The following is a 16,878-nucleotide window of genomic DNA, read 5'->3' as shown; positions in this document are numbered from 1 at the left end:
GTCAGTCACGGCCGGCCCGCCGCGCACGGTGCGCGGCCTGGGCGTTGCGGTTGGTGCAGGTGGTCGAGCAGTACCGCCGCGACCGGTTGCGGGAGAGGTCGAGGACGATGCCGTCGCAGCCCGGGTCGGCGCACACGTCGAGCCTGGAGGTCTGGCCGGAGCGCACCACGTCGACCATCGCCATCGCGGTCTCGGCGAGGATCCGGTGAGCCAGCGGGGCGTCGTCGTCGACGGCGTGCAGGTGCCAGTCCTCGTGCTCGTGGCGGACCAGGCGCGGCACGGCGCCGACCTCGGCCAGCATCGAGTTGACGATCGCGGCGACGTCGTCGCGATCGGCCAGCAGCAGCTCGCGCAGGCGGGGCGCGAGGGCGAGGACGTCGGCGAGCTCAGCCGCGGTGCGGTCGTGGCGACCGGTGTACCCGTGCCGGTCGAAGAACTGGTCCAGGTCGGCCACGGAGGTGACGGTGCGGGGCGGCTCGACGGCGTTGACGAGCTCGGTCGCCGACTGCAGCGCACCCGCGGTGTCATGAGTGAAGAGCATGTTGACACGTTATCAACCCTCTCGTACTGTCATGAGCCATGGACCGCATGACGCCTGACGTCACCGCCGGACGTCCGGCCACCAGCACCGGGCTGATCCTCGCCGTCGTCTCGGCCGTCAGCTTCAGCCTCTCCGGGCCGCTCGCCGGAGCCCTGTTCGACACCGGGTGGACCCCCGGCGCCGTCGTGCTCGTCCGGGTCGCGGCCGGCGCGCTGGTCGTCCTGCCGCTCGGCCTCCGCGCACTGCGGGGCGACCGCGGCGCCGTGCGCCGCAACGCCCGCCTGATCGTCGTCTACGGCGCGCTCGGCGTCGCGGCCACGCAGTTCTGCTACTTCGTCGCCGTGCAGCACATGCAGGTCGGGCCCGCGCTGCTCATCGAGTACTCGGCGCCCGTCGCCGTCGTCGTCTGGCTCTGGCTGCGCCACGGCCAACGGCCCGCACGGACCACGCTCGGCGGCATCGCGCTCGCGGTCGGTGGGCTCGTGCTGGTCCTCGACCTCGCGGGCGCACGCCTCTCCGTCGTCGGGACCGCCTGGGCCCTGGGGGCCATGGTGGGCGCGTCGGTCTACTTCCTCCTCAACGCCCGCGCGGACACCGGGCTGCCTCCGCTGAGCCTGGCGGCAGGTGGGCTGACCGTGGGTGCCGCCGTGCTCGGGCTGCTCGCGGCCGTCGGCCTGCTGCCGGTGGCCGCGTCCACGCAGCCGGTCGCGCTCGGCGGCGCCGCGCTGCCGTGGTGGAGCGTGCTCGCCGTACTGGGCCTGGTGACCGCCGGGGTCGCGTACGTCACCGGCATCGCCGCGGGGCGCCGGCTCGGGGCCCGGCTCGCCGCCTTCACGGGCCTGCTCGAGGTGCTCAGCGCCGTGCTGCTCGCCTGGCTCCTCCTCGACGAGCTCCCCAGCCCCGTCCAGCTCACGGGTGGCGTGCTGGTGCTCGGCGGCGTCGTGGTCGTCCAGCAGGGCGAGGCCGCGGCGGCGCGCCGGGCCGCGCCGGCCGCGGCCGTCCGACGTCGGCGAGGATGCACCGCATGGACCGCCCCCTCGCCGCCGCCCCGACCGAGCGCGTGACCGTGCCGCCGGTCGTCCGCGCGCTCGCCGGGGACGACGACGTCGCCCCGGTCTGGCGCAACCAGCTCGGCGGGCTGACCTTCCGGCTCACGGGCGCCGCCGGCACCCGCTACGTCAAGCACGTGGCGGCCGGGACACCCGAGCTCGACCTCGACGCGGAGGCAGAGCGCCTCGCCTGGGCGTCGAGCCACACCGCCGTGCCCCGCGTGCTCGGCCGCGGCCACGACGAGGGCGGCTCGTGGCTCGTCACCGCCGCGCTGCCCGGTCGCTCCGCCGTCGACCCCGTCTGGCTGGCCCGCCCCGAGACCGCCGCCCGCGCGATCGGAGCCGGCCTGCGGGCCCTGCACGACTCCCTCCCGGTGGACGAGTGCCCGTTCTCCTGGAGCGCCGAGGAACGGACCGCCCGGCTGGACGACGCCGTGCGCGACCAGGTCGGTCCGGTCCCCGCCGTGGACCGTCTCGTGGTGTGCCACGGCGACGCGTGCGCGCCCAACACGCTGGTGGCCGACGACGGCGCACCGGCCGGGCACGTCGACCTCGGCACGCTCGGGGTGGGTGACCGTTGGGCGGACCTCGCCGTCGCGAGCATGAGCCTGGGGTGGAACTACCCCGGCGACGTCGAGGCGACCTTCTTCGCGGCGTACGGCGTGGCCCCCGACCCCGGACGGATCGCGTTCTACCGCAACCTCTGGATCCTGGGCTGACGAGCCCGGGGCCGGTACGCGGGATCCCGTAGACGGCGTCCGCACCTCGGCGGTTTCCCCTGATGCGCGGATCGCATGCCTCGGTCTACCGTCGCATTTGTCCAGATACCTGACGAACAGGAGACGCACGATGCGATGGCGCACAGCACTCGTCACCACCGTCACCGGGCTGGTGGCGCTCCTCGCTCCCCTGGCCGTGGCCCCCACGGCCGCCGCCCACGGCTGGGTCACCAACCCACCCAGCCGCCAGGACCACTGCAGCACCGGCAACCTGTCGTTCGACTGCGGCGGTCTGCAGTACGAGCCGCAGAGCGTCGAGGCCCCGAAGGGCTCGATGCAGTGCTCCGGCGGCAGCGGCTTCGACATCCTCGACGACGAGAGCAAGCCCTGGCCCCGCACCACCATCGACTCCTCGGTGACGATGCGGTGGCAGCTCACCGCGATGCACGCCACCAGCACCTGGGAGTACTTCGTGGACGGTGTGCTGCACCGCACGTTCGACGACGGCGGCGCGCGACCCGGAGCCGTCGTCGAGCACACGCTCGACAGCCTGCCGGCCGGCGACCACACGATCCTCGCCCGGTGGAACGTCGCGGACACGGCCATGGCCTTCTACGCCTGCGTCGACGTGACGGTCGGCGGCGACGGGGGAGGCACGGACCCCGACCCCGACCCGACGCCGGACCCGGAACCCGGTGACTGCCAGGCCGCGGCCTGGGACCCGGCAGCGGTCTACCTCAACGGCGACCAGGTCGCCCATGACGGCCGCACCTATCAGGCGAAGTGGTGGACCCGCGGCGAGGACCCGTCGTCCGCCGGCCAGTGGGGCGTCTGGAGCGACCTCGGCGCCTGCTGACCGCGGCGATCCGAGCTCGGCACGTCGTGCCCTGTTCGGCACCTGGAGCTGCCGAACAGGGCACGACGTGCCGAACCACGTGCGGACGGTGCCGGCCTGGGACAATGGGCCGCGATGACTGCCACCGACGCCCCCGCCCCCTCCACCGTCCCGCGTCCCGCCGGCACCCTGCTGCCGTTCCTGCCGGCCCCCACGGGCCAGGCGCCGGACCCGGACGTGCTGTTCGAAGGCTTCAGCGAGTGGGCGGCGTCGACGGGCCGGACCCTCTACCCCCACCAGGAGGAGGCGCTGCTCGAGCTCATGACGGGCTCGCACGTCGTCCTGGCCACGCCGACCGGCTCCGGCAAGTCGATGGTGGCGATGGGTGCCCAGTTCGCCGCGCTGGCCGCCCGACGTTCCGGACTCGGCGGGCGGACCTACTACACGGCGCCGCTCAAGGCCCTGGTCAGCGAGAAGTTCTTCGACCTGGTCGCGGCGTTCGGCTCGCGGAACGTCGGCATGATGACCGGCGACAGTGCCGTCAACGCGGACGCGCCGATCATCTGCTGCACCGCGGAGATCCTCGCCAACCTCGCCCTGCGCCGGGGCGCCGGCACGCCGGGCGAGGAGGACTTCATCGCCCAGGTCGTCATGGACGAGTTCCACTACTACGGCGACCCCCAGCGCGGCTGGGCCTGGCAGGTGCCGCTGCTGGAGCTGCCGCACACCCAGCTCCTGCTGATGTCGGCCACGCTCGGCGACACCACCCGCCTGCGCGAGGACCTCGAGGAACGCTCCGGCCGTCCCGTGGCTGAGGTCGCCGACGCCGAGCGCCCCGTGCCGCTGACGTTCTCCTACGTCCAGGACCCCCTGCCCGAGGTCATCGAGGAGCTCGTCACCACCCACCGCGCCCCCGTCTACGTCGTGCACTTCACGCAGAAGGACGCCGTGGACCGCGCCCAGGCGCTGCTGAGCACCAAGCTGTCCTCCAAGGAGGAGAAGGCCGCCATCGCCGCCGAGATCGGAGCGTTCCGGTTCGGCACCGGCTTCGGCAAGGTGCTCAGCAAGTACCTGCGTGCCGGGGTCGGGGTGCACCACGCCGGCATGCTGCCGAAGTATCGGCGCCTCGTCGAACGCCTCACGCAGCGTGGCCTGCTCAAGGTGGTCTGCGGGACCGACACCCTCGGCGTCGGCATCAACGTGCCCATCCGCACCGTGCTCCTGACCTCCCTCGTGAAGTTCGACGGCGAACGGATGCGGCACCTCACGGCGCGGGAGTTCCACCAGATCTCCGGACGGGCCGGACGTGCCGGCTACGACACCCTCGGCGAGGTCATCGTCATGGCTCCCGAGCACGTCATCGAGAACCGCAAGGCCATCGCCAAGGCCGGCGACGACCCGAAGAAGCTCAAGAAGCTCGTCCGCAAGAAGGCGCCGGCCGGCTCGGTGAACTGGACCGACTCCACCTTCGAGCGCTTGCGCGACGCGCCCCCGGAACCGCTGACCAGCCAGTTCACCGTCAACCACGCGATGGTGCTCAACGTGCTCGCCCGCACCCGCGACGAGCACGCCTCCGCCGGGTCCGGCACCGTCGACCCCGTGGAGGCCATGCGCCACCTGCTCACCGCGAACCACGACACCGACGCGCAGCAGGCGGCACACGTGCGCCAGGCGCTGCGCATCTACCGGTCGCTGCGGGTCGCGGGCGTCGTCGAGCGGGTCCGCGTCCCGGACCCGACGCGTCCGGCGGGCTACCGCCCCAGCGTCCGGCTCGAGGTCGACCTCCCCCGCGACTTCGCCCTCAACGCCCCGCTGTCCCCGTTCGCGCTGGCGGCCATGGACCTGCTCGACGTCGACTCCCCCACGCACGCCCTCGACGTGGTCTCCGTCATCGAGGCCACCCTCGACGACCCGCGCCAGATCCTCTACGGCCAGCAGCGCAAGGCCCGCGGCGAGGCCGTCGCCGCGATGAAGGCCGAGGGCATCGAGTACGACGAGCGCATGGAGCTGCTCGAGGAGGTCACCTGGCCGCGGCCGCTCGCGGACCTTCTCGAACCGGCGTTCGCCCAGTACAAGCAGTCCAACCCGTGGGTCGCGGGCGCCGAGCTCGCGCCGAAGTCCGTGGTGCGCGACATGCTCGAGCAGGCGATGACGTTCGCCGAGCTCGTCAGCATCTACGGGCTCGAACGCACCGAGGGCGTGGTGCTGCGGTACCTCGCCGACGCGTTCCGGGCGACCCGGCAGGTGGTCCCGGAGGAGCACCGCACCGAGGACGTCCTCGAGGTCGTCGAGTGGCTCGGCGAGCTGGTGCGCGGGGTCGACTCGTCGCTGCTGGACGAGTGGGAGCGGCTGCAGAACCCGGTGGACGACGACGCCGACACCGTCGTGGAGGGCGAGCTCGCCGAGGCCGGCGCCGAGGCGCCCGCCCGACCGGTCACCGGCAACCCCCGGTCCTTCCGCCGCCTGGTGCGCAACGCCATGTTCCGCCGCGTCGAGCTGGCCGCCCGCGAGGACTACGACGCGCTCGAAGCCCTCGACAAGGCGTCCGGCTGGGACGGTGACGCGTGGGCGGACGCGCTGGAGGACCTCTTCGAGACCCAGGGCGACGACGCCATCGGCTTCGGTGCGAACGCCCGCGCCAGCGCCCTGCTCACGCTGCGGGAACCGGGGGCCGAGCTGCCGGCCGGTGCGACGACGTCGGACGGCGAGCACCTCACGACCGTCTCCGCCGGGTCGTGGTGGGTCCGGCAGGTGCTCGACGACGCCGACGGCGACCGCGACTGGGCGATCACCGCACTGGTCGACCTGGCGGCGAGCGACGAGGCCGGCGCGCCGGTCGTGCGCATCCTGCACGTCGGGCGTCTCGCGTAGCACCTGCCGAACGCCCGACTCCCCTGCCGTGGGTAGCCGGTTGCGGGGACAGCCTGTCCGCCGTTCAATCGCCTCAGGGGGAATCTGTCCCTCGCTCGACACGTCGGGAGGCTGCCATGGACAGCTCGACCACCCTGTGGATCGTCATCGCGGTCGTCGCCGTGATACTGCTCGCGCTCCTGGTCTGGTTCCTGGTGCGCCGGTCGCGGACCGCTTCGGCGAAGCGGCACGAGGCCGAGCAGGCGAAGGCCGCACAGCTGCGTCATGACGCCGAGCGCGAGCGCATCTCGGTGCAGGAGCGCGAGGCGTCGGCCGAGAAGCTCGGTGCCGAGGCACGGTTGCAGCAGGCCGAGGCCGACCGCAAGGCCGCCGAGGCGGCACGGCTCCAGCAGGAGGCCCAGGACCGCAACGCGAAGGTGGGCGAGAGCCGAGCCGACGTGGAGGAGCGGCTGCGCCGCGCCGACGAGCTCGACCCCGAGCACCGGGCCACCAGCGGGACCGTCCGCATCGACGACACCGACCAGGGGCACCGCCCGGAGCACCGCGCCGACGCGCCGCCGGACACCCACGGCGACCGCACCGACCGCGAGGGTCGCCACCACACGTGAGCGCCCGCGCGCCCGCCGTCACAGGCCCGTGAGCCCCCGGGTCAGCGTCGCCAGCCCGCCGACGTAGGCGAGCACGATGAGCACCCGGCGGGTGGCCTCGGCGGACACCCGCGGGGCGAGCACCTCGCCGATCGCGAGCCCGCCGACGATGGCCACCATCAGCAGCACCCACTCCCACGGCGCCATGGACGGGAACGACGCGTCGGCGAGCACCAGCTTGGCCACGAGGGCCGCCACGGCGTTCGCGGCGAAGAACGGCTGCGCGGTGGCGGCGAACCGCCGGGGGTCCCAGCCGCTGAGCACGGCGTAGACCGCGACCGGCGGTCCCCCGATCCCCGCGGCGACCGAGCCGATGCCGCTGGCCGTCCCCGTCACGGCCAACGGCCAGCCCGCCGCGGCGTCCACGGGGTGCCGGTCCTCGCGCCGCAGGCGGGTGGTGACGACCGCCAGGGTCATCGCGGCGATGATGAACAGCCCGATGGTGACCTCGAGGGCCGGGGCACTGACGTCCCGCAGGAGCAGCGCGGCAGGCACCGTGACGACGAACGACGACGTCACGAGCCAGGCGAACTTGCGCCACTCCACGTCCCGGACCACCCGTCCGAGGATCAGCGTCGAGGCGATGGCGCCGGCCAAGTTCACGAAGAGCACGCCTTCCAGCGGCCCGACGATCAGCACGATGAACGGGCCGGCGACCAGCCCGAACCCCATCCCCGTCACCCGTTGCAGGATCCCGCCGACGAGGATCGCGAGGACGAGGAGGGTGAGCACGGCCACCACCGTACGCCGCACGGGCCGCGGGACCGCGCTCGACGGCGGTGCGCGGGGTGCGAGATCGGGCACACTGGGCGTCGTGGCCCGGAAGAAGACCGCGCGCGGCGCGACCCCTGCCGTCAGCCTGCTGGAGCGGGCGGGCGTGCCGCACGGCGTCCACCCGTACGACCACGACCCGTCGAGCGACCTCAGCTACGGCGACGAGGCGGCGCACGCGCTCGGTGTCCCGCCGTCCCAGGTGTTCAAGACGCTCCTCGCGGACGTCGACGGCGTGCTCGTGGTCGCCGTCGTCCCCGTCACCGGCTCCCTGGACCTCAAGGCCCTGGCCCGCGCCGTGAGCGGCAAGCGGGGCGCCATGGCAGACGTGGCCCGGGCCGAACGGGCCACCGGGTACGTGGCAGGCGGTATCTCACCGCTGGGACAGCGCGCCCGGCACCGCACCGTCCTCGACACCACGGCCGAGGGCTTCGACGTCGTCTACGTCTCGGGCGGGCGCCGCGGGCTCGACGTCTCGCTGGCCCCGGGGGACCTGGTGCGGCTCACCGACGCGACGCTCGCGACGATCGGTCGCTGAGCCGATGGACGCTCCCCGCCCCGTGGTCTCGCTGACCCTCGACGAGCTCCGCGCGACCACTGCCTACGGGGCCGACCGCGCGAGGACGGTGCTGCACCACTTCGCCGGCGCCCGGCCGGACGACGCCAGGGTGCTCGACGCGCTCCTGGCCGCCGACGAGTTCAGCCAGGGCGCTCCACGGCGTGCGACGCTCCGGTCAGCGGCCTGGACCGCGCACCGCGCGGGACAGGAAGCCGGCTCGACGCCGGCCGCAGAGGCCGCCCGCGCCGCGATGAGCGCGGCGGCCGCCGCGTTCCTGCACCCGCTGGCCCGGCCCCACCAGGTCAAGCACATCCTCGGCGCAGCGGCCCACGCGGCCCGTGCCGTGGAGCTCGCGGAGGGGAACGCCGCCGCCTCCGCACACCTCGTCCGTTCCCGCGAGCTGGCAGGAGCTACCGTCCGCGCCGTCCTCCTCCGCTACCCGGCGGCCCCGGCGGGCGGCGGGCGGGTCGGCGAGCTGGTGCGAACGCTGGACGAAGCCGTCCGCGGCTCCATGCCTCCGGACGGCCCGGGTCAGGCGCGCTGGTAGGTCGGGTACCGCGCGTCGCTCGGGACGATGTCCTTGCCGAGCGGCAGCAGCGAGATCGGGATCATCTTGAGGTTCGCGATCGCCAGCGGGATGCCGATGATGGTGACCGCCTGGGCGACGGCCGTCACGACGTGGCTGATGGCCAGCCAGATGCCCGCGAACACGATCCAGATCACGTTGCCCAGCACCGACCAGCTGCCCGCACCCGGCCTGTCGACCACGGTGCGTCCGAAGGGCCACAGCGCGTACCCGGCGATCCGGAACGACGCGATGCCCCACGGGATGGTGACGATCAGGACGCAGCAGATGATCCCCGCGAGGGCGTAGCCCAGCGCGAGCACCAGCCCGCCGAACACGAGCCAGATGATGTTGAGCAGTGCCTTCACCCGATCATCTTCTCACCACCGGGACACGGGCGGGATCCGGGGACACCCTGAGTCCTCCCCGACGTTCGTAGACTGGACGCATGCCCACTTCCCCGGTCCACGACCGGCTCGCCGCGGTGCGCGCGCGGGTCGACGACGCCGCGACCGCCGCCGGGCGCGACCCGGCCGACGTCCGCCTGCTGCTCGCGACCAAGACCCAGGAGGCCGAGTCGGTCCTCGCCGCCGTCGCGGCCGCGACCTCCCTGGCGGCCTCCCGCGGGGACGACGGCCCGGTGCTGCTCGGTGAGAACCGCGTCCAGGAGCTCGTCGCGAAGGCGCCTGCGCTGGCCGGTCCGGTCGCTGCCGGACGTGTCGAGGTGCACATGATCGGCAACCTGCAGCGCAACAAGATCAACCAGATGCTGCCCACCGTCACCGGGCTGGAGACGGTCGACAGGTCTTCCCTGGCAGACGCCGTCGCCGAGCGCGCGGCCCGCGCCGCACGCGTGCTCGACGTCATGGTGCAGGTCAACGTCTCCGGCGAGGAGAGCAAGTCCGGGGTGGCGCCGTCGGACGCCGTCGCGCTGGCCCGTCACGTCGCCGCGCTCGACGGGCTGCGGCTGGCGGGGTTCATGACCATCGGGGCCCGCACCGACGACCGCACCGCGGTGCGTGCGGGCTTCTCGACGCTGCGGGCGATCCGCGACGAGGTCGTAGCGTCCGGTGCGCCGGGCACCTCGGAGGCGCGCGAGCTGTCGATGGGGATGTCCGGCGACCTGGAGCTCGCCGTCGCCGAGGACGCGACGATCGTGCGCGTCGGGACCGCAGTCTTCGGAGCGCGCCCCCCGGTCTGAGCGGCGCCCTCCCGGCCGACGGCTGCCTCGCTCCCGGCCGGGGACGCTCAGGGCACCCGGTGGATCCACTCCGGGGTCGCGAACTTGGTCCGGACCAGCTCCTCGGCCCGCTCCAGCTCCTCCGGCCGCAGGGCGGACTCCTCGGTCTTGTACTGTCCGGCGAAGTACCGCGCGAAGGCGTCGACGACGTCGTCGCGCGCCATCCCGGTCTGCGAGCGCAGGGGGTCCACCCGCTTGTTGGCGCTGCGCGTGCCCTTGTCGGACATCTTCTCGCGGCCGATCCGCAGCACCTCGAGCATCTTGTCGGCGTCGATGTCGTAGGCCATCGTCATGTGGTGCAGCACCGCTCCCCCGGCGAGCCGCTTCTGGGCGGACCCCGCGATCTTGCCGGCCGGTGAGGCGACGTCGTTCATCCCCGCGAACGAGGCCTCGACGCCGAGCTCGGCCAGCGCGCCGAGCACCCAGGAGTCCAGGAACGCGTACGAGTCCTCGAAGCTCATGCCGTCCACCAGGGACCCCGGCACCACGAGCGAGAACGTCACGCAGTTGCCGGCCTCCATGAACATCGCTCCCCCGCCGGAGATGCGTCGCACCACGGTGACGTCGTGGCGGGCGACGCCGTCGTCGTCGATCTCGTTGCGGTACGACTGGAAGGAGCCGATGAACACCGCCCGCTCGTCCCAGTCCCAGAACCGCAGGGTCGGCCCGCGTCGACCATCGGCGAGCTCCTCGGTGAGCACCTGGTCCAGCGCCGCGAGCGTCCGGGGCGGCAGCGGGCCGGGGCGCAGCACCTCGAAGGTGTGCTGGTCCCACGTCGTGGCCAGGCCGAGGGCACGTCGCACCGCGACGGCGACGGCCCGGGCGTCGAACCCGACCATGGCCACGGGACCTGCCAGGGTCCCGGCCTGCTGCGCCGCATCGAGCGCCTCGGTCACCACCCGGGCGAGCTCGCCCGTGGACGTCGACGAGGTCAGCCCGGTCAGCGCGGCGTCCATGACGCCCAGCGCCTCGTCGGGCTCCAGGAAGAAGTCCCCGCTGATCCGGACGTCGGTCAGGACGCCCGGGTCCGAGGAGGTGTCGACGTCGAGGTCGACCGCCACGAGCTTGCCGCCGGGAACCTTGTACTCACCATGCACCCGGCCAGCCTAGCGGCGGTTCACCGAGGAACGACGTCCGCGTGGACCAGGCCGTAGACGTGCGCGTCGATGAGCGCCTCCCACGCGGCCTCGATGATGTTGGGCCCGACGCCGACGGTCGACCAGGTGTGGTGCCCGTCGGTGGTCTCGACCAGGACGCGGGTGGTGGCGTCCGTGCCGTGCTCGGCGTCGAGGATGCGCACCTTGAAGTCGACGAGGTCGAACTTCTCGATCTGCGGGTAGACGCGGGTGAGCGCGTGGCGCAGCGCCTGGTCGAGCGCGTTGACGGGACCGTTGCCCTCCCCCGTGACCACGATGCGCTCACCGCCGGCGTGCAGCTTCACGGTGGCCTCGGCCAGCGCCTCGGCGTCGCGACGGTCGGCGTCCGGCTGCCCACCGGCCCGGCCGCCCGACGTCTCGACGATCGCGCGCCAGGACTCGATGCGGAAGTAGTGCGGCCGGCCGCCGGTCAGCTCCTCGCGCAGGATCAGCTCGAAGGAGGCGTCGGCGGCGTCGAAGGTGTAGCCCTGCGCCTCCGCCTCCTTGACCCGGTTCGTCACCCGGGTCAGCAGCTCGCCCTGACCCGTCAGGTCGAAGCCGAGCTCCCGGCCCTTGAGCTCGATGGAGGCGCGGCCGGCCATGTCGGAGACGAGCATGCGCATGTCGTTGCCGACCGCGGTCGGGTCGATGTGCTGGTAGAGGTCCGGGTCGACCTTGATCGCGCTGGCGTGCAGACCGGCCTTGTGGGCGAAGGCGCTCGCCCCCACGTAGGGCTGGCGGGCGTAGGGCGCGATGTTGGTGATCTCGGCGACCGCGTGCGCGATCCGCGTCGAGTCGGCGAGCCCGTCGCCGGGCAGGGTGGAGATCCCGTTCTTCAGGGCCAGGTTCGCCACGACCGCCACCAGGTCCACGTTGCCGGTCCGCTCGCCGTAGCCGTTCACCGTGCCCTGGACGTGCGCGCAGCCCGCGTCGACGGCGGCGAGCGTGTTGGCGATCGCGCACCCGGAGTCGTTGTGGGCGTGGATCCCGAGCAGGCCGTCGCCGGGCAGGGCGTCGCGGCCGTGCGCCATCCCGAGCGTCTCGCGCAGCTCGGCGACGATGTCCGCGACCCAGGTCGGCAGCATGCCGCCGTTGGTGTCGCACAGGGCGACCACCTCGGCGCCCGCCTCGAACGCGGTCCGCACGGCCGCCGTCGTGTACACCGGGTCGAACCGGTAGCCGTCGAAGAAGTGCTCCGCGTCCACCACGACCCGGCGCCCCTCACCCACCAGGAACTCCACGGTGTCGCGGATCATCGCCAGGCCCTCGTCCGGCGTCGTGCGCAGGGCGCGCTCGACGTGCCGGACGTCGGACTTGGCCACGAGCGTCACCACCGGCGCCTCGGAGTCCACCAGGGCGCGCACCTGCGGGTCGTCCCAGGCGCGGGTGGCGGCCTTGCGCGTCGAGCCGAACGCCGCCAGGACGGCATGGCGCAGCTCGACCTCCTTGGCGGCCCGCCGGAAGAACTCGGTGTCCTTCGGGATCGCCCCCGGCCACCCGCCCTCGATGAAGCCCACGCCCAGCTCGTCGAGCAGGGGCGCGATCGCGAGCTTGTCCGCGACGGAGAGGTTCATCCCCTCCTGCTGCGCACCGTCGCGCAGGGTGGTGTCGTACACGTGGAACGGGGCGGCGGCCATCGGTGGCTCCCGTGGGGCTCGGTGCGGGCACAGATCTGGACAACAAAAAAGACCCCCCGGGTACGGAAGGTCTGCGCGTCCGGTCAGGTGGACCGGACGCGCTAGCTAATGCGGCAGGAGCAGCGGTGGTGGGGCTGCCGTCCGTGAGTCATGCCTCACATAGTGCCACAGCCGCCCTGCCGGGTCACCGGCCGTCCGCGTCCTGGACCGGGCGATCCGCCCCGCTGCGGGGTGTCCGCGAGGTGTGCGGGGTCCAGGTGTGGTCGGCTAGGGGCTGTCGACGACACGAGGAGGACGACGGTGAGCGATCCCCAGCGGCCCTACGGCGCGCAGGACCCCACGCAGCGTCAGGAGCCGGTGCACCCGGGCGAGCAGCCCCCGAGCGTCTTCCCGCCCCCCGGCCAGGCCGGCAGGGTGCCTGCCGAGCCCGCCGGACCACCACGGCCCCGGCTGGACGCCGGGCGCTACTGGGCCGGTGCTGCGGCGACGGTGCTGGTGTGCGCACTGATCGGGTTCGCCGCCTCGGTCATCTTCGACGAGGTGTTCGACATCGGCCTCTACGCGCCGCCCGACGCCATCGGCATGGGCGACGACGCCTCGTGGGCAGGCGCCGGTGCGATCTTCGCGCTGCTGGCGGCCGTCGTGCTGCACCTGCTCGTCGTGGTCGCCCCACGGCCCGACATGTTCTTCCGCTGGCTGGTGGGTCTGACGGCCGTCATCCTCGCCGTCCTGCCGTTCACGGGGAACCCGGACCCGCTGGCCGGGGCGATGACCGCGCTGGTGTGGATCATCCTCGGGATCGCAGTCGCCTCCATGCTCGGCAGCGTCCTGGGCCGCACGCTCAACCGGCCGGCCGAGACCATGTGACGGTGCGCTCGGCGGCGTCCGGGGCGATCCGATCCACCAGGCGCGTGCCCTCGGCGACCAGCTCGTCGCGCAGCGCCGCGGTGAGCTCGGGCGCGGTGGCGGTCGGCGTGACCGCGAGCGTCGCCCGATCGCCGGTGACGTCGACGGCCCAGGTCCCGACGACCCGACCGTCGACCCAGCAGGTCGGCAGGATGTCGCCGTTGCGGCGATACACCGCCGCGGCACCGGCGTCGTCGAGGAACCGCCCCCGGTCCTTGAGCGCGACGAGCAGGTGCTCCCAGCGCGGCAGGAAGCGCACGGGTGCGGCCACGTCCGCGGTGACCACCTCGCCGTCGGGCAGGTCGAGCAGCTCCGTGCCGTCGGGGCCGCTGAGCACGCGGGGCCCGATCTCGGCGAGCGCCGCCTTCAGCGGCGTGGCCCGGCGGATGCCCAGGCCGTGCCCGACGTCGGCGCGGCTCGCCGGTCCGAACGCCCGCAGGTAGCCGACGACGGCGCGCACCCGGGCGGCGTCCAGGTCCGGCTCCTCGGACACCCCGCACCACGACGCACCCTCGACGGAAGACGCCGGGGCGTCCGCCGCGCTCGGATGGGAGCCGGGGAGCCGGACCAGACCGCCGCCCGCCGACGCGAGCCGCCACCACGGTCGGCTCACCCCGCCGGGCACCGCGGCGACGACATCGACCCCCGGGTGCCGCTCGGCGGCGAAGGCCTCGATCTCGTCGACGGTACGGGGGCCCGTGCGGCACAGCTCACGCACGCCGGCGTTGAGCTCCACCAGGTCCACGCCGGCCCGGCGGGCGCTGGCGCGCCACGTCGCCAGCCGCTCGGCGGCGCTGACGGCGTCGAGGTCCGCCCAGCGTGCCACGGGGACCACGTGCAGCGTCGAGCGCATGACGGTGGCTCTGACCACCTCGCGCTCCGCCAGGGCGTCGTCGAGGTCGGTGGTCGACGTCCCCGCCCGGCGCGCCCACAGCGCCGTGGACGGCATGTCGGGATGTTGGGCCTGCAGTCCGCCGACGGCCCCGACCACGTCCGCGACCGTGCCCTCCGCGCGGGAGAGGAGGAGCTGCCGGGCCCACGTGGTCCGCCCGAGCTCGTCCAGCGTGAGCTGCGCCGACACGGCCGCTCACCCTCAGGCCAGGCGACGCATCCAGCCGTGCCGGTCCTCGGCGCGGCCGTACTGGATGTCGGTCAGCTCGGTGCGGATCTGCATGGTCAGCTCGCCGGGCTCGCCGTCGGCGACCGTGTGGTCGAACGTGCTCCCGGCGAGCCTGCCGATCGGCGTGACGACGGCGGCGGTGCCGCAGGCGAAGACCTCGCGCACGGTGCCGTCGGCGAGCCCGGCGACGATCTCGGCCAGCGGGATGCGGCGCTCGACGACGTCCCGGTCACGGTCCGCGACGAGACGCAGGATCGAGGACCGGGTCACGCCCTCGAGGATCGAGCCGGTGAGCTCGGGCGTGTGCACGCTGCCGTCGGCCATGACGACGAACACGTTCATGCCGCCGAGCTCTTCGAGGTAGTGGTTGGTGGCGGCGTCGAGGAAGCACACCTGGTCGCAGCCGTTCTCCTGCGCCTGGGTCTGCGGCAGGAGGCTCGCGGCGTAGTTGCCCCCGCACTTGGCGTCGCCCGTGCCCCCAGGGCCGGCGCGGTGGTAGTCCTCGGCGACCCAGATCGACACGGGCCTGACCCCGCCGGCGAAGTAGGGGCCGACCGGCGAGGCGATGCAGAGGTACTCGACCTCGGCGGCCGGGCGCACCCCGAGGAACGCCTCGGAGGCGAACATGAACGGCCGCAGGTAGAGGCTGGAGTCCTCGCCGCCGGGGACCCACGCGAGGTCGGTCCGCACGAGCGCGGCGATGGACCCGATGAAGTCGTCCACGGAGAGCGCGGGCAGGGCCAGGCGGTGGGCGGACCGGGCGAACCGGGCCGCGTTCGCGTCCGGCCGGAAGGTCCACACGGAGCCGTCGGCGTGCTTGTACGCCTTCATCCCCTCGAAGATCTCCTGCGCGTAGTGCAGGACGGCGGTCGCCGGGTCGAGCTGCAGCGGCCCGTACTTCTCGATCCGTCGGTCCAGCCAACCGGTGTCGCGGCGCCAGGTGACGCGCGCCATGTGGTCGGTGAAGACCGTCCCGAAGCGCGGTGCGGCGAGCGCGGCCTCACGCTCGGCGTCGGGCGTCGGGGCGTCGGACTGCTCGACGTCGAACAGTGCGACGAGGTCCTCCAGCTCGGCGGGGAGGATGGCGGAACTGTCGGTGCTGGTCATGTCTGCGGGACCCTTTCACGAACGGACCTTCGTAGTCTTCCACGGCTGGAGCGCCGTGACCTACGCGAGCACCGGTCCGATCCGGGGAGAATGGCCCTGCGACCCCTCCCCAGCACCGACCGGGCTCAGCCCGCTACTCGTGCGGCCAGGTCCCGGCCGACCTCCGCCGTCGTGCGCACCGCCTCACCACGGGTCGCCAGGTCGGCGGCCACGGCCGCCTCGACCCGCGCGGCCTCGTCGGTCAGGCCGAGGTGGTCGAGCATCAGCGAGACCGACAGGACGGTGGCGGTCGGGTCCGCCTTGCCCTGGCCGGCGATGTCCGGTGCCGACCCGTGCACCGGCTCGAACATCGACGGCGCGGTGCGGTCCGGGTTGATGTTCGCCGACGCGGCCAGTCCGATCCCGCCGGTGATGGCGGCCGCCTGGTCGGTGAGGATGTCACCGAACAGGTTGTCGGTGACGATGACGTCGAAGCGCGACGGGTTCGTGGTCAGGAAGATCGTGGCGGCGTCGACGTGCAGGTAGTCGGTCGTGACGTCGGGGAACTCGGCGTTGACCGCCTCGACGGTCCGGCGCCACAGGTGACCGGCGTGCACCAGCACGTTGTGCTTGTGCACGAGGGTGAGGTGCTTGCGGGGGCGCGCCTGGGCACGGGCGAACGCGTCGCGCACGACACGCTCCACGCCGAACGCCGTGTTGACCGACACCTCGGTGGCGATCTCGTGCGGCGTCCCCGTGCGGACGGAGCCACCGTTGCCGACGTACGGACCCTCGGTGCCCTCACGGACGACGACGAAGTCGACGTCGCCGGGCGCGGCCAGCGGGCTGGTCACACCCTCGTACAGCTTGCCGGGGCGCAGGTTCACGTAGTGGTCGAGCGCGAAGCGCAGCTTGAGCAGCAGACCCCGCTCGAGGACGCCGGACGGCACCGACGGGTCGCCGATCGCGCCGAGCAGGATCGCGTCGTGCTCGCGGATGCGCTGCAGGTCGGGGTCCGTGAGCGTCTCTCCGGTGGCGTGCCACCGACGCGCACCGAGGTCGAGCTCGGTGGTGGAGATCTTGAGGTCGGATCCGGCGACGGCGGCGTCCAGGACCGCGAGGCCCTGTTCGACGACCTCGGTCCCGATGCCGTCTCCTGCCACCACTGCCAGGTCGATGTTGCGCGTCATGGGCCG

The 16,878-nt window shown here is 73.3% G+C and carries 17 protein-coding genes; 9 read left to right on the top strand and 8 right to left on the bottom strand.

The genetic code is table 11. From position 1 onward, the window contains the following. Position 1 precedes the first annotated feature (1 nt). Entirely contained in the window at positions 2-541 is a 540-nt protein-coding gene (locus UQW22_RS11855) for a CGNR zinc finger domain-containing protein (RefSeq protein ID WP_407317176.1), read from the bottom strand. A 38-nt stretch (positions 542-579) separates the two neighbouring features. Here UQW22_RS11855 and UQW22_RS11850 point away from each other — a divergent pair, with 38 nt between their 5' ends. The 5 genes from UQW22_RS11850 to UQW22_RS11830 all read left to right on the top strand — a co-directional run bounded on the left by UQW22_RS11850 (position 580) and on the right by UQW22_RS11830 (position 6,623). Then, positions 580-1,605 carry an EamA family transporter gene (locus UQW22_RS11850; protein ID WP_407317175.1) on the top strand — a complete coding sequence of 342 codons (1,026 nt, stop codon included), beginning with the start codon at positions 580-582 and terminating at the stop codon, positions 1,603-1,605. Next, positions 1,566-2,309, top strand: coding sequence for a phosphotransferase (locus UQW22_RS11845; protein WP_407317174.1), 744 nt, complete (start codon positions 1,566-1,568; stop codon positions 2,307-2,309). The genes UQW22_RS11850 and UQW22_RS11845 overlap by 40 nt, the downstream gene beginning before the upstream one ends. Before the next feature lie 130 nt (positions 2,310-2,439). Beyond that, on the top strand, positions 2,440-3,165 hold the full coding sequence (locus UQW22_RS11840; protein WP_407317173.1) for a lytic polysaccharide monooxygenase: 726 nt from the start codon (positions 2,440-2,442) through the stop codon (positions 3,163-3,165). A gap of 114 nt (positions 3,166-3,279) precedes the next feature. Then, positions 3,280-6,015 carry a DEAD/DEAH box helicase gene (locus UQW22_RS11835; protein ID WP_407317172.1) on the top strand — a complete coding sequence of 912 codons (2,736 nt, stop codon included), beginning with the start codon at positions 3,280-3,282 and terminating at the stop codon, positions 6,013-6,015. Between the two features lie 116 nt (positions 6,016-6,131). Then, positions 6,132-6,623 carry a hypothetical protein gene (locus UQW22_RS11830; RefSeq protein ID WP_407317171.1) on the top strand — a complete coding sequence of 164 codons (492 nt, stop codon included), beginning with the start codon at positions 6,132-6,134 and terminating at the stop codon, positions 6,621-6,623. Positions 6,624-6,641: 18 nt separating this feature from the next. On the opposite strand, the gene UQW22_RS11825 is transcribed toward UQW22_RS11830, so the two are convergent. Continuing rightward, positions 6,642-7,394: a sulfite exporter TauE/SafE family protein gene (locus UQW22_RS11825; RefSeq protein WP_407317170.1), complete on the bottom strand. Its 753-nt coding sequence runs from the start codon at positions 7,392-7,394 to the stop codon at positions 6,642-6,644. An 82-nt stretch (positions 7,395-7,476) separates the two neighbouring features. Between UQW22_RS11825 and ybaK the strand changes: the two genes are divergently transcribed. After that, on the top strand, positions 7,477-7,971 hold the full coding sequence (gene ybaK, locus UQW22_RS11820; protein WP_407320804.1) for a Cys-tRNA(Pro) deacylase: 495 nt from the start codon (positions 7,477-7,479) through the stop codon (positions 7,969-7,971). Between the two features lie 4 nt (positions 7,972-7,975). Next, positions 7,976-8,539, top strand: coding sequence for a putative immunity protein (locus UQW22_RS11815; RefSeq protein ID WP_407317169.1), 564 nt, complete (start codon positions 7,976-7,978; stop codon positions 8,537-8,539). Here UQW22_RS11815 and UQW22_RS11810 read toward each other — a convergent pair. Continuing rightward, positions 8,524-8,925 carry a YccF domain-containing protein gene (locus UQW22_RS11810; RefSeq protein ID WP_407317168.1) on the bottom strand — a complete coding sequence of 134 codons (402 nt, stop codon included), beginning with the start codon at positions 8,923-8,925 and terminating at the stop codon, positions 8,524-8,526. The genes UQW22_RS11815 and UQW22_RS11810 overlap by 16 nt on opposite strands. Before the next feature lie 80 nt (positions 8,926-9,005). Here UQW22_RS11810 and UQW22_RS11805 point away from each other — a divergent pair, with 80 nt between their 5' ends. After that, positions 9,006-9,758, top strand: a complete 753-nt coding sequence (locus UQW22_RS11805) for a YggS family pyridoxal phosphate-dependent enzyme (RefSeq protein WP_407317167.1) — start codon at positions 9,006-9,008, stop codon at positions 9,756-9,758. 47 nt (positions 9,759-9,805) lie between these two features. On the opposite strand, the gene UQW22_RS11800 is transcribed toward UQW22_RS11805, so the two are convergent. Together UQW22_RS11800 and cimA are read right to left on the bottom strand one after the other, a co-directional pair. Then, on the bottom strand, positions 9,806-10,894 hold the full coding sequence (locus UQW22_RS11800) for a biotin/lipoate A/B protein ligase family protein (RefSeq protein WP_407317166.1): 1,089 nt from the start codon (positions 10,892-10,894) through the stop codon (positions 9,806-9,808). 20 nt (positions 10,895-10,914) lie between these two features. Then, a complete protein-coding gene (gene cimA / locus UQW22_RS11795) occupies positions 10,915-12,570 on the bottom strand; it encodes a citramalate synthase (protein ID WP_407317165.1) in 1,656 nt (551 codons plus the stop codon). A gap of 300 nt (positions 12,571-12,870) precedes the next feature. Here cimA and UQW22_RS11790 point away from each other — a divergent pair, with 300 nt between their 5' ends. Then, on the top strand, positions 12,871-13,437 hold the full coding sequence (locus tag UQW22_RS11790; protein ID WP_407317164.1) for a hypothetical protein: 567 nt from the start codon (positions 12,871-12,873) through the stop codon (positions 13,435-13,437). Here the strand turns inward: UQW22_RS11790 and UQW22_RS11785 are convergent. The 3 genes from UQW22_RS11785 to UQW22_RS11775 all read right to left on the bottom strand — a co-directional run bounded on the left by UQW22_RS11785 (position 13,412) and on the right by UQW22_RS11775 (position 16,872). After that, the gene (locus UQW22_RS11785) at positions 13,412-14,557 is read right to left on the bottom strand and encodes a winged helix DNA-binding domain-containing protein (protein WP_407317163.1); all 1,146 of its coding nucleotides are present in this window, start codon (positions 14,555-14,557) and stop codon (positions 13,412-13,414) included. The genes UQW22_RS11790 and UQW22_RS11785 overlap by 26 nt on opposite strands. 12 nt (positions 14,558-14,569) lie before the next feature. After that, positions 14,570-15,703: a branched-chain amino acid aminotransferase gene (locus UQW22_RS11780; protein WP_407317162.1), complete on the bottom strand. Its 1,134-nt coding sequence runs from the start codon at positions 15,701-15,703 to the stop codon at positions 14,570-14,572. Positions 15,704-15,828: 125 nt separating this feature from the next. Further along, entirely contained in the window at positions 15,829-16,872 is a 1,044-nt protein-coding gene (locus tag UQW22_RS11775) for a 3-isopropylmalate dehydrogenase (RefSeq protein WP_407317161.1), read from the bottom strand. Between the last annotated feature and the right edge of the window lie 6 nt (positions 16,873-16,878).

The sequence above is a fragment of the Isoptericola halotolerans genome (genome assembly GCF_045689585.1).
Lineage (GTDB): Bacteria > Actinomycetota > Actinomycetes > Actinomycetales > Cellulomonadaceae > Isoptericola > Isoptericola halotolerans_B.
This window is presented reverse-complemented; position numbering and strand designations above follow the sequence as displayed.

Coding starts and splice junctions, on each gene's coding strand:
- UQW22_RS11855 (WP_407317176.1), bottom strand. CDS start 541: ATGCTCTTCACTCATGACACCGCGGGTGCGCTGCAGTCGGCGACCGAG.
- UQW22_RS11850 (WP_407317175.1), top strand. CDS start 580: ATGGACCGCATGACGCCTGACGTCACCGCCGGACGTCCGGCCACCAGC.
- UQW22_RS11845 (WP_407317174.1), top strand. CDS start 1,566: ATGGACCGCCCCCTCGCCGCCGCCCCGACCGAGCGCGTGACCGTGCCG.
- UQW22_RS11840 (WP_407317173.1), top strand. CDS start 2,440: ATGCGATGGCGCACAGCACTCGTCACCACCGTCACCGGGCTGGTGGCG.
- UQW22_RS11835 (WP_407317172.1), top strand. CDS start 3,280: ATGACTGCCACCGACGCCCCCGCCCCCTCCACCGTCCCGCGTCCCGCC.
- UQW22_RS11830 (WP_407317171.1), top strand. CDS start 6,132: ATGGACAGCTCGACCACCCTGTGGATCGTCATCGCGGTCGTCGCCGTG.
- UQW22_RS11815 (WP_407317169.1), top strand. CDS start 7,976: ATGGACGCTCCCCGCCCCGTGGTCTCGCTGACCCTCGACGAGCTCCGC.
- UQW22_RS11805 (WP_407317167.1), top strand. CDS start 9,006: ATGCCCACTTCCCCGGTCCACGACCGGCTCGCCGCGGTGCGCGCGCGG.
- cimA (WP_407317165.1), bottom strand. CDS start 12,570: ATGGCCGCCGCCCCGTTCCACGTGTACGACACCACCCTGCGCGACGGT.
- UQW22_RS11780 (WP_407317162.1), bottom strand. CDS start 15,703: ATGACCAGCACCGACAGTTCCGCCATCCTCCCCGCCGAGCTGGAGGAC.
- UQW22_RS11775 (WP_407317161.1), bottom strand. CDS start 16,872: ATGACGCGCAACATCGACCTGGCAGTGGTGGCAGGAGACGGCATCGGG.